Genomic DNA, 15,710 nt, shown 5'->3' on the forward strand with positions numbered 1-15,710 from the left:
CATTTATACCCGGTTCGATTTTTGGGGGCTGGTATTCATATGCGTTTCAGCTGAGACTCAAACTGGATAATTTAATGACTGAGAGATAGTCAGCGTAATAAAGGGATAGCGACGATGCTGAAGTATTTACTGATGTTGGCGGTGACGGTGCTGGCGGGCTGTACCAGCGCACCCAATTTGCCCTCTACCGATACCATTATTAAGGTTAAACCTATTGAGTCGGGCATCATTGCCAATTCGAATAAATACAGCTATCGATTCTTCCGTAAAGGGGTGCCGCAGGAGTACCAGCGTTATAATACTTTCTACGAACGCTTCAATAAGGTCGCATCCGGCGTACGGGTGAATTTTGTCGTGAAACAGCATGAGGTTGTTGCGGAATATCTGGTGGTGCTTGACAAGCGCAGGCTGGATGCCAGCCAACAAACTGTATTAACCAACCAATATAAAGCGACGGCGCTGGATAACGAGCATCTTGGCGTGCTGTTTAAAGCGACCGGTTTCTGGTCAACCGTGGATCCCAATGAGCTGGATGACGCTTATCGGCTTGCCAGCCCGGTGGTGGTGTCAATTAATGACAACACGCAGACCATTAGCACGCTGGGGACGATCGCCCTGATTCCGCTGGTACCGCTATTTCCGCTGGTGATGATGTACGGTTGCGCGACGGGGCCGTGCGTGTAAAGGGGAAATAAACCTCTCCCGCTGCGGGGAGAGGTCCGACGATTAGCGGCGGAAATCAATGACCATACGACCGCGAATCTGCCCCTGTTCCATCTCTTTAAAGATCGCGTTGATATCGCCCAGCGGGCGCAGGGTGACTTTCGGTACGACTTTACCTTCTGCGGCGAACTGGAAGGCTTCGGTCAGATCCTGACGGGTGCCTACCAGTGAACCGACCACTTCGATACCGTCGAGGACCAGACGCGGAATGTCCAGGCTCATTGCTTCCGGGGGCAAGCCTACCGCCACCACGCGTCCACCGGCGCGAACCGCGTCTACCGCTGAGTTGAACGCCGCTTTGGCGACGGCGGTGACCACTGCGGCATGCGCGCCGCCGGTTTTCTCGTGAATGATTTTGGCCGCGTCTTCGCTGCGTGAGTTGATGGTCAGGTCCGCGCCCATTTCCGCGGCCAGCTTCAGCTGTTCATCGTTAACGTCAAGGGCGATCACTTTGGCGTTAAACACGTTTTTGGCGTACTGCAGCGCCAGGTTGCCGAGGCCGCCGAGGCCATAGATGGCGATCCACTGGCCGGGTTTGATATGGGAGACTTTTACCGCTTTATAGGTCGTCACGCCCGCGCAGGTGATGCTGCTGGCCGCCGCTGAATCCAGCCCGTCCGGCACTTTGACCGCATAATCGGCCATGACGATGCACTCTTCCGCCATACCGCCATCGACGGTATAGCCGGCGTTTTTCACCGAGCGACACAGCGTTTCATTGCCGCTGTTACAATATTCACAATGCCCGCAGCCTTCGAAGAACCATGCGACGCTGGCGCGATCGCCCGGTTTCAGAGAATGCACGCCGGGGCCGACCTGCTGTACGACGCCCACGCCTTCATGGCCCAGAATGACCCCGGTTTTATCGCCAAAATCGCCGTTCTTAACGTGCAGGTCGGTGTGGCATACGCCGCAGCAATCCATTTTTAATAGGGCTTCGCCATATTGCAGTGGACGAAGCGTTTTTTCCGTAACATTGACCTGATGATCTTGCGTGACGACAGCAGCTTTCATTCTGTTCTCCTTATTGAACATAAGCGTATTAACACAGTTTTGTTTTTTACGCATGTTAAGGTTTAGCTTAAATCATCACAAAATCAAGGGAATAATTGCTGTTCCTTGCTGGGGTGAGTTTTATGTGCCGTTTTTTTAATCAGATTTATTAATGAAATTCTCGTCACATTACCGTCATCGTTACGTCATGCACGCTTCATTTGCGGCCTCTATCGTTCTGTTTTTCAATTCTTATAACGAAAGAGCGACACGACAATGCATCTGGTGAAAACCCTCCTTGCCGCAGGCCTTCTGCTTTCCGCTACCGCTGAGGCGCAGAACGTGCTGGATTTCCCGCAGCCGAAAAACAATCCTGATGAGTTTTATGCGGTGACCGAAATTCCCGCTGGCGGGATTATCAAATATGAAACCGACGCCAAAACCGGCTTTCTGATCGCCGATCGTTTTCAGTCAATGCCGGTGGCCTATCCGGCTAACTACGGCTCGCTGACCCAATCCCTGGCAGGGGATGGCGATCCGCTGGACGTGGTGTTTTACACCCGTGCGCCGATGGCGCCGGGAACGCTGATTAAGCTGCGCGCGATTGGCGTGCTGAAGATGATTGATGGCGGCGAGAAGGACGACAAAATCATTGCCGTTCCGGCCAGCAAAATCGACCCAACCTACGATGAGATCAACACGATCGGCGATCTGCCGAAAATTGAGCAGGAGCGTTTGCAGGCTTTCTTCCGCGTTTACAAACAGCTGCCGGAAGGGCGTAAAAAAGTGGAGCTGAACGGCTTTAATGATGCCGCCGCCGCGAAGCAGGAAATTAAAGCGGCATGGGATGCCTGGAAAGCAAATAATGCGCAATAAGCGTAAAAACAGGCATCGCCCGGTGCCTGTCGCTTTTTCTTCGCCTTATTGTCCGCAGAACGAGGCAATACGCTACGAAAGCGCCGATGACCCCCGATTTGATGCTAACGCGGGCGGATGACCGGAAAGTCCAGGGCATTGACACGTATGTCCTGAAGATGGTTGTATTATGCAACCATTTGCGACCAGGCTGACTGACCATGACCTCATCCCCGCTTATTGATGAAATTCGTACCGCGTCGCGCCTGATGGTGCGGGAGCTTGGCTTTATGCGCGCGACGCTGGCCGCCACGGACTATTCACCTTCCGCCGTACACACCTTACTGGAAATATCGCTGCGCGGGGCGATGACCGCCGCGCAGCTGGTGCAGATTCTGGGGCTCGAAAAATCGAGCGTTAGCCGAATGCTCGCCCGCCTGGTTACCGCCGGCGAGCTCCAGGAAATACCCTCCGCCGGCGACGGGCGTTTTAAGCAGCTTGCGTTAACGGCCAAAGGCGCGGCGACGGTGGCAAAAGTTAACGCCTATGGCGCAATGCGGGTGGTCAACGCGCTGGCGCACCTGAGCGACGAGCAGAAACAAGGTGTTGCTCAGGGCCTCACCGACTGGGCCTGGGCGCTGGAAAAATGTCGCGACGTTGAGGCGACCGCCGCGAAACAGGCGATTGCTATCGTTACCGGCTATCGTCCGGGAATGATTGGCCGCATTGCGCAGATGCACGGCGAGTACTATGCGAAGCACTACGGATTTGGTCACTTTTTCGAGAGCAAAGTGGCCAGCGGGCTGGCGGAGTTTTCCGGCCGTCTTGATAAACCGCGCAATCAGGTTTGGCTTGCCGTGCAGGGCGAGCAGATTGTCGGGTCGGTGGCGATTGACGGCGAAGATCTCGGTAACAATCAAGCGCATCTGCGCTGGTTTATTCTCGACGATAGCTGTCGGGGAAGCGGTATTGGCCGCCGTCTGCTGAATGAAGCGTTGGCTTTTTGCGATAGCCAGGGTTTTGCTGCGGTGCAGCTGTGGACCTTCAGCGGGCTGAACGCCGCCCGCAGGCTATATGAATCCTTCGGCTTCACGCTGCATAAAGAGTGGCAGGGGGATCAGTGGGGGCGGATGATGACCGAGCAGCAGTTTAGCCGGCAGCAGGCCCGCGCTGAATAATCTCCCGGCGCGAATCGCCGCGCCGGGAGAACAGCATTTAGCTTAATTTCGTATTGATCGTCGTCATCTCCTTACGCCACTGCGCCTGCAGCTGCGGTTTTTGATGTTTTGGCTTGCGCGCCAGATCGTCGGCCAGCAGCTGCTCAAGCGTGATTAACCGCTCCAGCAGCGCATCATGATCGTCCTCTGCTTCGCGGCTGTTCACCGTTGTTTCCTCGATGAGCGGACGGCGAACGGCGGCGCGTAAAACGTCATACACCTCGTCGGCGCTTTGCCATTCGCTCAGCCCGCGCTCGTCGATAAGCCAGAAGCGATTGCAGCTGTGGTTGATGAGCTCGCGATCGTGGCTGACCAGCAGCAGGCCGCCGGGGTAGTCGTTCAGCGTCGCCGCCAGCGCCGTTTTGCCATCCATATCTAAATGGTTGGTGGGCTCATCCAGCAGCAGCAGGCTATAGCGGGCCAGAGACAGGCCGACGAACAGCAGGCGCGAACGCTCGCCGCCGCTTAAGGTGGCGACCTTTTGCCCGTGACGCGCCCAGATAAATCCGGCGGAGATCAGCGCCCGCCGGCGCGTTTCCGCCGCTGGTTCAAAGGGCTCCAGCGCGTCGAGAAGGGTGTCGCCATCCGCCAGCTGATGCAGGGTCTGGTCGTAGTAACCGGGCTTCAGCCGCGGATGCAAACGCAGACCGGGATCCGTCGTTTCCTGCTGCATTTGCCGCCACAGCAGACGCAGCAGCGAAGACTTGCCGCAGCCGTTACGCCCCATCACCGCCACCCGATCGCCGCTTTTCAGGCGCGCCAGGCCCGCGGTGAACAGGGCCGGCAGACCCGGCGCGGGCGGAACGGGGAGCTGTTCCATCTCCAGCAATCGGTCAGCCCGCAGCATGTCGCCGCGCAGCGCCAGCCGCCAGGGCGTTCCATCGGTGAGCTCGGTTTGGCTCTCCTTCAGGCGCTGAACCTGCTTTTCCATCTGCTTGGCTTTGCGCGAGAGATCTTCGTTATCATACGTCCGGCCCCAGATGGCCAGCCGTTTAGCGCTGGCGGCGACCCGGTCGATCTCCTTTTGCTCCGCTTTATGGCGCAGCGCGTCGCTGGCGTCCTGGGCTTCCAGCGCCTGACGGGCGGCGCTGCAGGGCAGGGAGAAGGCGTGCAGGGTTCTGTCGCGCAGGATCCAACTGGCATTAGTTACAGCATCCAATAGGATATTATCATGCGACACCAGAACGAAGCTCCCCTGCCAGGTCTGCAAGAAGCTTTCCAGCCACAGGAGGGTCGGCAGGTCGAGGTGGTTTCCCGGCTCATCCAGCAGCAGGAGATCCGGTTGCTGGATCAGCGCTCTGGCAAGCAGCAGTCGGGTGTGCTGACCGCCGCTAAGCGTCGACGCCCGCTGCAGGACCTCATCTGGCGTAAAACCCATCTCCGCCAGCAGCCTTTCCGCTTGCCAGCGCTGGCTCTCACGCTCAAGGACGGGAAGTTTCGCCAATACCGCCTGCAGCAGAGGCTGCGCTAACAGCGTATCGGGTAGATGCTGTTCCACTCGCGCCATCAGACAGTGATTGGCCAGCGCCACGCTACCCGAATTGGGCACGATCGTGCCGTCCAGCACCTGTAGCAGAGTACTTTTTCCGCAGCCGTTGTAGCCAATCAGGCCAATACGGTCGCCTTTTTTCAGGGTAAAGGAGAGGTTTGTGAACAGCGGGCCAAACGCCGTATCAACATGAAGAGATTGTGCAGTTAGTAATGTGCTCATTGGGAACTTACTCAAGAGTTACAGGCATGTGAATGCCTCGTCAAACATCGCTGACGATAACCCGGTAAGCCCGAGGGAAGGGAGTTAGTCTTTGGTTTCTTCGCTCAAGCTGAAGTTATCGCAGCACGATACCGATAACGCTTGAGCTGGTGCGATCGCCAAATGCACGTGAAAAAAACATTTCACAGTACGACATGGGATCCTCCTTTTCTATTCAGTTAGTTGATGGGTGCTGGCAGTGTAGAGGGAGAAGAGCGTTTTGGCTAGCCTTAAAGCAAGCGGGGCTGTAGCCAGTCACAGCCCTGTTCTGGTGATGCCAGCGCTATATCGGAAACCAGCGAGCACTGGAAAGCGTGTATTCCGATAGTGAACGAATATCTTTAATCTGAGTACAGTGCGCGTCCATGATGTTGGGATAATCATCCGGAAACCAGGTTTTATTGATTACCAGTGTGAAAAATATCGTTTCTCTTTCAGTTTCACAAACATAAGCATTCTTTATATTCTCTGGCTCGCGATAGCCTCTTGGGTCTTTGTATTCAAGAAATGTCTTGTATTCGGATTTAGTGCTGATGTAATTATCAGCGGACATTTTTTGCCAGCGAATTTTTTCGTAATAAAGACTATGCGCTCCATAGCGGTAAGTTGTCGTTTCCCCACCGGGAATAACTTCCGGTTTGAGAAAGAAAAAAGCAATGGACAATAAAAAGAAAATTAATGGTATAACGCCATGCGTTACTGCCATTAACTTTCGTTTGTTAACAACAAGCAACCAGAGTAAGGGCGGAGCAAAAGAGAATATCAGAGCAAAGAATATTTTTGCTGGAGTGTATAGCTCATGCGTTGTCACGTCTCCGGTTGCCGCTTTGAAATAATCTACTGTTTTATTAAAATGCCAGCGCTCTCCATTGAACGCGCTGAGAACACTAATGAAAATGATTATGGCAAATATCGCCAGCCATATTCTTAAAATAGGGTTGAGTATAACTTTTTTATTATTCATTTTTCATGTTCCATTTTGCAACGAGCAGCGTTTCTTCAGAGAGCATATGGATGTCTGTGATTTTGCGACATTGAGCCTCCAGCACGCGGGCGTCGCCATCAGGAAACCAGCTCTCATAGATTGACAGGGTGAAAAACATTGAATAACGCTGAGTTTCGCAGGACCATGCGCTTTTAATATTATTCCTTTCCATGTACCCATCAGGATCTTTAGCCTGGAGATAGGTTTCATATTTCGACTGATGATTTAAATAGTGGCCTGGTTTTTCTTTCCGCCATGATATAGAGGTATGATAAATATTGTGACGACTGTATTGATAGCCTGCATCGCGGCCTGGTGTGATTTCAGGGTGTAGAAAAATGAATATCACCGCGAGAATAAATAGTAATAAAGGGAATATTGAGCTCTGGAGGATGCGACTGTGGATTGTACGGATAAGTAATAACCATACCAGCGGTACAATGAAGGCATACAGTAACGCGAAGAAAAATTTACTTGGTGAATAGATGATCAGACCAACGATATCTCCGGCTTTAGCATTTATGGAATCATAATAGGGCGTTACCCTCCACATATCACCGCTGAGGAGACACAGGCCGGTGATGATGGCGGTAATACTTAATAGAACCAAAACTATTCTGATCGTTCTGGCCGTTTTTTTCTTTTCGTCGGGGTTTGATTTTATCACCTAACATTCCTTTGTCTTGTCCAGGGGGATATATTGTGTATCCTGTATAAGGTGATAAATATTATCTTTATCATCGGTATAAAACAACAGAGGCTGAAGTGATTGGTGCGGTGTATATAACCGGGCCAAACACTTGGCCCGGTTATTATTAATTAAATTGAAGTGCGACGATAACTGCGATATTCCGGCTGCCAGAAGTTATCGGCAATCGCCTGCAGCAGCGCTTCAGCTGAGGTTTTCACCGCCACGCCTTGTTCCTGCGCCACCTTACCGACCGCGAAGGCAATCGCCCGCGAGACGGTCTGGATATCCTTCAGCTCAGGCAGGACCGGGCCTTCACCGTTATTCACCAGCGGCGAGTGTTTCGCCAGGGTTTCGCTGGCGGCCATCAGCATCTCATCGGTCACGCGCGACGCGCCCGAAGCGATCACGCCGAGGCCAATTCCCGGGAAGATATAGGAGTTATTGCACTGGGCGATAACGTACTGTTTGCCTTTGAGCGTGACCGGGGCGAACGGGCTGCCGGTAGCAACCAGCGCCGCGCCGTCGGTCCAGCTGAGGATATTTTGCGGCGTGGCTTCCACCCGGGAGGTCGGGTTGGACAGCGGCATGACGATTGGCCGCGGGCAGTGCTTATGCATCTCGCGGATAATCTCTTCGGTGAACAGACCCGGCTGGCCGGAAACGCCGATCAGGATGTCCGGTTTGACGTTGCGTACCACGTCAAGCAGCGACAGCACATCATTCGTGGTGTCCCACGCTTGCAGATGCTCACGCTTTTGCACCAGTTTGCTCTGGAACGGCAGCAGGTTCGGCATGGCGTCGGTCAGCAGGCCGAAACGGTCAACCATAAACACGCGCTTGCGGGCTTCCTCTTCGCTTAACCCTTCGCGCTGGATCTGGGCGACGATCTGCTCGGCGATACCGCAGCCCGCGGAGCCGGCGCCGAGGAAGACAATTTTCTGCTCGCTCAGCTGGCTGCCCGCGCCGCGGCTGGCGGCGATCAGCGTACCGACGGTGACCGAAGCGGTGCCCTGGATATCATCGTTAAAAGAGCATACCTCGTGGCGATAGCGGTTGAGCAGCGGCATGGCGTTTTTCTGCGCGAAGTCTTCGAACTGCAGCAGCACGTCCGGCCAGCGGGCTTTAATCGCCTGGATAACATCGTCGACAAACTGATAGTACTCGTCGTCGGTAATACGCGGGTGACGCCAGCCCATATACAGCGGATCGTCCAGCAGCTGCTGGTTGTTGGTACCGACGTCCAGCACTACCGGCAGCGTGTAGGCCGGGCTGATACCGCCGCAGGTGGTATACAGCGACAGTTTACCGATCGGAATGCCCATCCCGCCGATACCCTGGTCACCGAGGCCGAGAATACGTTCGCCGTCGGTCATCACGATCACCTTGACGTTGTGGTTCGGCACGTTTTGCAGAATATCGTCGAGGTTATTGCGGTTCTGATAAGAGATAAACACGCCGCGGGCGCGACGATAGATCTCAGAAAAGCGTTCACAGGCGGCGCCGACGGTCGGGGTATAGATAACCGGCATCATCTCTTCGAGATGGTTGCCGACCAGACGGTAGAACAGCGTTTCGTTAGTATCCTGGATGTTGCGCAGATAAATGTGTTTGTCGATCTCGGTTTTAAATCCCTGGTACTGGATCCACGCGCGTTCGGCCTGCTCTTCAATGGTTTCGACCACTTCCGGCAGCAGACCCAGCAGGTTGAAGCTGCTGCGCTCTTCCATGCTGAAGGCGCTACCTTTGTTGAGCAGCGGAAATTCAAGCAGCACGGGGCCGGCGTAAGGGATGTAAAGAGAGCGGTTTTTCTTATGGGTGAATTGCATCGCACTAACTCCTTGATAATCGCTTCAGCCCGGGCGCGGCGACAGGCGGGGGGCTGGCAGGGAATGGCAGCGTGCAGAGTATAAGGCAGATGGCATCAAAGGAGAGTAAACAAGAGGACGATAGCGTTAAAAAAACACCATCCTGTGGAAAGGACGGTGTTTTTATCATCATTCAGCTGAAAAGTTAGCCACCGCGGCGTTTGCGGCCGGTGGCGCGAACATGGTTAACCGTGGTTTCCGCATCGCCCTCCAGCAGCACTTTTTTCTGCTGAGAAAGCTTGTAGTTCAGACCGAGAAGATGACGTGCCTGTTGGTTCGATTTCATTCTTACTCCTTTATCCTGTGTCGGTTTCAAGGACAAGCCCGACGGGTGTCGGACGAAATTTAACCCTTAAGTACGCCGCTCATTTTTAGCGCGGCGATAATCAGCGTGGCCCATTTTGCCGGGATTAGCAACGTTGCGGCGGCAGATTAAGAACAGTCTCTTCAGCGGACCGCGGTTTGTCGGCCGGATAAGGCCTCAGCCGCGATCCGGCCGACATACCCGCGCGATAGCCGGAATTACCACTTCATTTCGCCGGTATTCACCCTGGCGCTTAGATCCAGCGAACTCTCTTCCGCCAGTCCCGGCCAGCGCTGTTTCATCGCCTTGATCACGCCGGCGGAATCTTTGTGCGCGTTGAGCGCCTGCTCGAATTGGGTCAGATAGTCGCGAGTAAAGGTAATTGCGCGGTCGCCTGCGGGCGGCGTACCCAGGTAATGGCCGGGGATCACCTGCTGCGGATGCAGCGCGGCCATCTCATCGAGCGTATTGATCCACTGCTGGCGGCTTTCGACGCTCTGGGTGTCCGCGGTCCAGACGTGCATCCCCCACGCCACGCCGGTGCCGCCAAGAATGGCTTTATTCGCCGGGATCCATACATAGGCGGCGTAATTTTGCGGCTGGCGGATCTCCACTTTTTCGCCGTCGATGGAGAAGGTATTGGTCGTCAGCGCTTGCGGGACGTAAACCTGCTTCGGCGCGCCGTCCTTCATCTGCGGGCCCCAGTAGGCCAGTTTGGCCTCCTTGGTGGCGTTAATATGTTTAACCACTTCCGCGGTCGCCACCACTTTGGCGTCCGGGAAGGCCTTCACCAGCGGCTCGAGGCCGAAGTAGAAATCCGGATCGCCGGAAGTGATCACGATGCGGGTCAGTTTTTTACCGCTTTTCTGAATCATTTCAACCAGCTTCTCGCCATCTTTAACGCTGAACTGGGCATCGAAAAGCACCGCTTCATGCGGGCCGGAGGCGAGGGTGGAGTTCACTGCGAAAATGGCGTTTTCCTGCGGGTTGTAGGTTTGCAGCGTTAAAGGGGCGGCCAGAACGGAAGTACTGAACAGCGCGGTCGCGATAGCCAGGGCAGATAATTTCATATTCATTTTCTCTTGGTCAGGTGAATGAGCGCTATTTTACGGATTTCCTGATTTGCGAAAATTCCTGAAAAAAGAGATGCTGAGTTTCATAAAACGTGCAGATGGAAATCAGTTATGGATCGGGTAATCGCCGCGCAGGTGTATATGCGCATTTGTGAACTGGGGAGTTTAAGCGCCGCCGCGCGCGCGCTGGGGATGTCGCGCCCGATGGTCAGCCGCTATCTGGAGCAGATGGAGCAGTGGGCCGGTACTCGACTGGTCCACCGTTCCACCCGCAAACTGACCTTAACGGCCGCCGGTGAAAAGGTGCTGCAAAAAACGCGCACCCTGACGCAGCTCTCGGATGAGATCGCCGGGCAAAGCGAGCGCGCGATCCCCAGCGGGACCCTGCGCGTCGCCTGCGCGCACTTCACCGCCATGCAGCTTATTTCTCCGCTGTTACCCGATTTTCTCGCCCGCTATCCGCAGCTGCGCCTGGAGCTGGATATCAATAATCACCCGGTGAGCCTGATTAGCGAGCGTATCGACGTGGCGATACGGATCACCGATAACCCGGAACCGGGGGCTATCGCCCGCCGCCTTGGCGTATGCCGTTCGGTGCTCTGCGCTTCGCCGCGCTGGCTGCAGCAGAACGGCCCTCTGCAATCGCCAGAAGATCTCGCCCGCCACAACTGTCTGCACTACAGCCATTTTGCCAGCCAGACGTGGCAGTTTAGCGACCCCGACGGCGAAAGCGTAGCGGTGGCGGTTTCCGGCAACCTTAGCGCCGGGATCTCTTCGCTGCTAATGGAGGCGGCGGTCGCCGGCTGCGGCATCGCGATGCTGCCGGAGCTGGAGGCGCAGCGGGCGCTTAACGGCGGGGCGCTGAAACAGGTGTTGCCGGCCTGGCGGCCAAAACCGTTAAGCGTGTATGGGATTTACCTCTCCAGGGACTACCAGCCGAGCGCGCTGCCGCTGTTTCTTGGCGAGATTCAGCAGCTACTGGCGCAAACTCACGATATAAAAGGAAACCTTTGATGATAGTGCTTCGCCCCATGCGTAATGAAGAGTATCCCGCTTATCTCGACTATTTTATCCCCGACTACGCGGCGGAAATCTCGGCCAATTATGCGCTTTCGCCGGCGGCCGCTTTAGCCCAGGCGCAGCGCGAAATCGCCGCGGATCTGCCTGACGGCGTCAATACCCGCGGCCAGGTTTTATGCTGCTTATTCGATGACAGTGACGGAGCAGAAAAGCGGGTCGGCTATCTCTGGTACAAACCGGATGAAGAAATGCGCTCCGCCTTTATCTGCGATTTTTATATTTATCCGGCATTGCAGGGGCAAGGGTTGGGTAAACAAGCAATAGCGGCTTTTGAGCATGCGCTGAAAAGCCAGGGCATCAGCCAAGTTAAGCTGCGCGTCGCCGGGGATAACCCGCGCGCGCGCCATCTCTACGACGCCGCGGGTTTCCGCGTTACCGGCGTTAATATGAGTAAAAATATCCCGACGGATTGATCTGAAAAACGCCGCGCGCCGCCCAAATGCGTAAGGGGGTTCTATACTTAACCCTTTAATGTCAAAAAGGAGCGATATTATGGCAATCCATAAGAAAGGTCAGGCGCATTGGGAAGGGGATCTGAAAAGCGGTAAAGGAACCGTCTCTACCGAGAGCGGCGCGCTGAACCAGCAGCCTTATGGTTTTAACACCCGTTTCGAAGGCGTGAAGGGGACCAACCCGGAAGAGCTGATCGGGGCCGCCCATGCCGCCTGTTTCTCCATGGCGCTATCGCTGATGCTGAGCGAAGAGGGCTACACCGCCACCTCCATTGATACCGTGGCGGTGGTGACGCTGGATAAATCCGGCGGCGGCTTTGCCATCACCCAAATCGCGCTGCAGAGCAAAATCGTGCTGCCAGGCATCGAAGCCGATGCGTTTGACGGGATCATTCAAAAGACCAAAGCCGGTTGCCCGGTGTCGCAGGTCCTGAACGCGGAGATAAGCCTCGACTACCAGCTTAATCCTTAATCTCACTGGCGCCCGCCGTCGGCGGGCGCTCCTGCCTTGAAAGCCATCGTTGGCAAATGCCCCCGGCGTGAATTAATGCTATCTTTGCCGCTCACGGAAAAGAGCAGGTAGGGTAATGATCGGCATACGTAAAACCATTGAGGCTCAGGTTCTGGGCTTAACCGGGATAGCGCTAAAAGAGATCGATTTTGAGCATCCCAAAGGGGAACCGGGGCTATTTGGCCCGCAATCGGCGATCTGGCAGGTTCACGGCGATTTTACCTCCATGCTCTGCGGCGGCGTCAGCGCGCTGCTGTTACAGATGCTGCATCCTCTGGCGTTGGCGGGGGTCTGGGATCACTCAAACTTCCGTGAGGATATCTTCGGCCGCCTGCGCCGCACCAGCCAGTTTATTTCCGCCACCACCTTTGGTACCACCGCCGACGCCGAACGGCTGATCGCAAAAGTGCAGGGGATCCACCTGCGGGTCAGCGGCCGGGATAAAGACGGCACGCCGTATCAGGCCAGCGATCCGCACTTGCTGACCTGGGTCCACGTCGCCGAATGCAGCAGCTTTATGGCCTCGCATCTGCGCTATAAACGTACCGTGGTGAGCCCCGCCCGCCAGGAGCAGTATTATCAGGAAGCCGCCGAAATTGCCCGCCGCCTTGGCGCTCGGGATATCCCGGTGACGCCGCGGCAGGTTGCCGACTATCTGCAGGATATGCGCCCGGCGCTGCGCTGCGATGAGCGAACGCAGGAAGTGGCCGACGTACTGCTGTCGACCCGCCTGCCCGGTCGCCTGAGCCAGCCGGTTGGGCGAATGATGATGTGCGCCGGAATTGATCTGCTGCCGCCGTGGGCGCAGGAGATGCTCAATTTACCGATGAGCGCAACGCAGCGCCACAGCGCGCGGATAGCGGTGCACGGCGTCGCTCGCGTACTGCGCGCGTCGGTGCGCAACGGCGCTTATCACTGCGCCATGCGCCGGATGAATCAATTTTAATTATTCAGGCTGCATTTTACCCGGGAATATAGCCATGGCTATTATTGTCATGGCTATATTTTTTAAAAACAAACTATTCTCATTTATATATTTAGCGATGGTAAAAATAATTAAATATTCTCTTAACGGCGGCGAATTATTCAGGAAAAATTAAGCCGAAGCGCGTACGTTATTTATTTTTTTACGGAGAAGCGAACATGAGCGGGATGACTGATGAGAATCGGCGTTCTCAGGTTGCGCGTAAAACGACGCTGGTCAGCGTGGTGGTCAACCTTTTTTTATCCAGCGCTCAGGTGCTGGCGGGCGTGTTTTGCGGATCGCAAGGACTCATTGCCGATGGTATCCATTCTCTTTCCGATTTAGTCGCCGATTTTGTCGTGCTGCTGGCGAATAAAAAAAGCCGCCAGCCTTCGGATGACGATCACCCCTACGGGCACTGGCGCTATGAAAACGGCGCTTCCCTGGCGATTGGCGCGCTGCTGTTACTGGTTGGCGCGGGGATGCTGTGGTCCGCCTGCGGCAAGCTGTGGCATCCGGAGTCTATCCAGAATGTGCATATTACCGCGCTGTGGGTGGCGCTCGCCGCGCTGGTCGCCAAAGAGATTTTATTCCGTTATATGCTAAGGGCGGCTAAGCAAATCCACTCTTCAATGCTGATTGCCAACGCGTGGCACGCCCGCTCAGACGCCGCGTCTTCGGTAGTCGTTGCGGTCGGCATCATCGGTAATCTGGCCGGTTTCGCGTGGCTTGACCCGGTTGCCGCGCTGGTCGTCGGCGCGCTGGTCACCCGCATGGGCTATACCTTTTCGTCTGACGCCCTGCATGACTTAATGGATCGCTCAGTGGACCGCGATACCGAGCAGCAGATAACCGCCACCATTCTGGCGACGCCCGGCGTTGCGGCGCTGCATGACCTCAAAACCCGCCGTGCCGGAGATTTCATTCTGGTCGATGTGCACATTGAAGTACCGGGAAATTTATCGGTTGCGCAAGGGCACGATATTGCGCTGACGGCGCGCTCGCGAGTACTAAATAGCCATAACGTTATGCATATGATGATTCATATCGACCCTTGTCGCGCGGAAATAGCCGCAATGAATACGTAGTTTATTCCCCAGAAACCTAAAGGATTTTATTATTCTGCGGACAATATTGCCTGGCAAATAAAAAAGGACCATAATTCAGCGGCTATTCTTTCATCGCTGATTAATAGCAGGTTGACGCATTGTCGTGTTTTTAAACAATATAAAAAGCCAATCGGCTAATAGAAAATATCTATTGCCCGTGCGAAATTTCAGGAAGTAATACAATGATTATCCGGCCAGAACAACACTGGTTTCTTCGTCTGTTTGACTGGCACGGCTCGGTGCTGTCAAAAATCGTCTTTCGCCTGCTGCTTAATCTGCTGATGTCGATTATCGCCATCATCAGCTATCAATGGTACGAGCAACTGGGGATCCATCTTACCGTCGCGCCGTTTAGCCTGCTGGGGATTGCCATTGCCATTTTTCTCGGTTTTCGAAACAGCGCCGGGTACAACCGCTTTGTTGAAGCGCGCAATCTGTGGGGAACGGTACTGATTGCCCAGAGAACGCTGGTGCGCCAGCTGAAGAATATCCTGCCGATGGAAAGCGTATCCCATCAGCGGCTGGTGAGCTATCTGGTCGCGTTTAGCTGGAGCCTGAAGCATCAGCTGCGCAAGACGGACCCGAGCGCCGATTTAGCGCGTTTGCTGCCGCCGTCAGACGTGGTGGACATTCTCGCCAGCTCGATGCCCACCAATCGTATTCTGCTGCTGGCGGGGGATGAGCTGGGGCGTCTTCGCGCGGAGGGGAAGCTCAGCGATATCACCTTCAGCCTGATGGACAATAAGCTTGATGAGCTCGGTCATGCGCTGGGCGGCTGCGAGCGCCTCGCCAGCACGCCGGTCCCCTTTGCCTACACGCTTATTTTGCAGCGCACGGTTTACCTGTTCTGTACGCTGCTGCCGTTTGCCCTGGTCGGCGACCTGCACTATATGACGCCGTTCGTGTCGGTCTTTATCTCCTACACCTTTCTGTCATGGGATTCGCTGGCGGAAGAGCTGGAGGATCCGTTCGGTACCGCGGCCAATGATTTGCCGCTGAACGCGATGTGCAACACCATTGAGCGCAACCTGCTGGATATGACCGGGCAGCATCCTTTGCCGGCGCAACTTGAGCCGGATCGCTACTACAATCTGACCTAATTTGTATGTTTATTATTCGTTAAATAAGTTAAATCTAA

General features: G+C 55.1%; 16 protein-coding genes. 9 read left to right on the forward strand and 7 right to left on the reverse strand.

Translation table 11 applies throughout. The features are described from left to right. The first annotated feature begins 114 nt into the window (after window positions 1-114). Complete coding sequence (locus tag KOSB73_RS15950; protein WP_049086336.1) at window positions 115-684, forward strand: hypothetical protein; 570 nt, start codon at window positions 115-117, stop codon at window positions 682-684. Between the two features lie 42 nt (window positions 685-726). Here the strand turns inward: KOSB73_RS15950 and adhP are convergent, their stop codons facing one another. Next, window positions 727-1,737, reverse strand: coding sequence for an alcohol dehydrogenase AdhP (gene adhP / locus KOSB73_RS15955; protein ID WP_004138079.1), 1,011 nt, complete (start codon window positions 1,735-1,737; stop codon window positions 727-729). Between the two features lie 255 nt (window positions 1,738-1,992). Between adhP and KOSB73_RS15960 the strand changes: the two genes are divergently transcribed. Both KOSB73_RS15960 and KOSB73_RS15965 read left to right on the forward strand, forming a co-directional pair. Beyond that, window positions 1,993-2,592 carry an inorganic diphosphatase gene (locus KOSB73_RS15960; RefSeq protein ID WP_049090369.1) on the forward strand — a complete coding sequence of 200 codons (600 nt, stop codon included), beginning with the start codon at window positions 1,993-1,995 and terminating at the stop codon, window positions 2,590-2,592. Between the two features lie 200 nt (window positions 2,593-2,792). Next, window positions 2,793-3,749, forward strand: coding sequence for a bifunctional helix-turn-helix transcriptional regulator/GNAT family N-acetyltransferase (locus tag KOSB73_RS15965; RefSeq protein ID WP_049086267.1), 957 nt, complete (start codon window positions 2,793-2,795; stop codon window positions 3,747-3,749). Between the two features lie 37 nt (window positions 3,750-3,786). Here the strand turns inward: KOSB73_RS15965 and KOSB73_RS15970 are convergent, their stop codons facing one another. From KOSB73_RS15970 to KOSB73_RS15995, 6 genes are all read right to left on the reverse strand, one after another. Beyond that, entirely contained in the window at window positions 3,787-5,499 is a 1,713-nt protein-coding gene (locus tag KOSB73_RS15970) for an ABC-F family ATP-binding cassette domain-containing protein (RefSeq protein ID WP_024358218.1), read from the reverse strand. Window positions 5,500-5,821: 322 nt separating this feature from the next. Then, on the reverse strand, window positions 5,822-6,502 hold the full coding sequence (locus KOSB73_RS15975; protein WP_064342642.1) for a hypothetical protein: 681 nt from the start codon (window positions 6,500-6,502) through the stop codon (window positions 5,822-5,824). Continuing rightward, window positions 6,495-7,190 carry a glycosyl transferase gene (locus KOSB73_RS15980; protein WP_098140676.1) on the reverse strand — a complete coding sequence of 232 codons (696 nt, stop codon included), beginning with the start codon at window positions 7,188-7,190 and terminating at the stop codon, window positions 6,495-6,497. The genes KOSB73_RS15975 and KOSB73_RS15980 overlap by 8 nt, the downstream gene beginning before the upstream one ends. Window positions 7,191-7,342: 152 nt before the next feature. Beyond that, a complete protein-coding gene (locus KOSB73_RS15985; RefSeq protein WP_004138070.1) occupies window positions 7,343-9,040 on the reverse strand; it encodes an NAD-dependent malic enzyme in 1,698 nt (565 codons plus the stop codon). Between the two features lie 184 nt (window positions 9,041-9,224). Beyond that, complete coding sequence (gene sra, locus KOSB73_RS15990; protein ID WP_004101955.1) at window positions 9,225-9,365, reverse strand: stationary-phase-induced ribosome-associated protein; 141 nt, start codon at window positions 9,363-9,365, stop codon at window positions 9,225-9,227. Window positions 9,366-9,601: 236 nt separating this feature from the next. After that, window positions 9,602-10,453, reverse strand: coding sequence for a Vmh family MBL fold metallo-hydrolase (locus KOSB73_RS15995; RefSeq protein ID WP_049103571.1), 852 nt, complete (start codon window positions 10,451-10,453; stop codon window positions 9,602-9,604). Between the two features lie 114 nt (window positions 10,454-10,567). Here KOSB73_RS15995 and KOSB73_RS16000 point away from each other — a divergent pair, with 114 nt between their 5' ends. The 6 genes from KOSB73_RS16000 to KOSB73_RS16025 all read left to right on the forward strand — a co-directional run bounded on the left by KOSB73_RS16000 (window position 10,568) and on the right by KOSB73_RS16025 (window position 15,672). Further along, a complete protein-coding gene (locus KOSB73_RS16000) occupies window positions 10,568-11,470 on the forward strand; it encodes a LysR family transcriptional regulator (protein WP_004138067.1) in 903 nt (300 codons plus the stop codon). Further along, window positions 11,470-11,949 carry a GNAT family N-acetyltransferase gene (locus KOSB73_RS16005; protein ID WP_064342643.1) on the forward strand — a complete coding sequence of 160 codons (480 nt, stop codon included), beginning with the start codon at window positions 11,470-11,472 and terminating at the stop codon, window positions 11,947-11,949. Before KOSB73_RS16000 ends, KOSB73_RS16005 begins: the two co-directional genes overlap by 1 nt. A 79-nt stretch (window positions 11,950-12,028) precedes the next feature. Beyond that, window positions 12,029-12,460 (forward strand): OsmC family protein, encoded by a 432-nt coding sequence (locus KOSB73_RS16010; protein ID WP_098140677.1) that lies wholly within the window; start codon window positions 12,029-12,031, stop codon window positions 12,458-12,460. Window positions 12,461-12,575: 115 nt separating this feature from the next. Next, window positions 12,576-13,445: an oxygenase MpaB family protein gene (locus tag KOSB73_RS16015; protein ID WP_049132194.1), complete on the forward strand. Its 870-nt coding sequence runs from the start codon at window positions 12,576-12,578 to the stop codon at window positions 13,443-13,445. Between the two features lie 197 nt (window positions 13,446-13,642). After that, a complete protein-coding gene (locus KOSB73_RS16020; protein WP_024358213.1) occupies window positions 13,643-14,551 on the forward strand; it encodes a cation diffusion facilitator family transporter in 909 nt (302 codons plus the stop codon). A gap of 203 nt (window positions 14,552-14,754) precedes the next feature. Then, the gene (locus KOSB73_RS16025; protein WP_098140678.1) at window positions 14,755-15,672 is read left to right on the forward strand and encodes a bestrophin family protein; all 918 of its coding nucleotides are present in this window, start codon (window positions 14,755-14,757) and stop codon (window positions 15,670-15,672) included. Window positions 15,673-15,710: the final 38 nt, after the last annotated feature.

Source organism: Klebsiella grimontii (genome assembly GCF_900200035.1).
Classification (GTDB): domain Bacteria; phylum Pseudomonadota; class Gammaproteobacteria; order Enterobacterales; family Enterobacteriaceae; genus Klebsiella; species Klebsiella grimontii.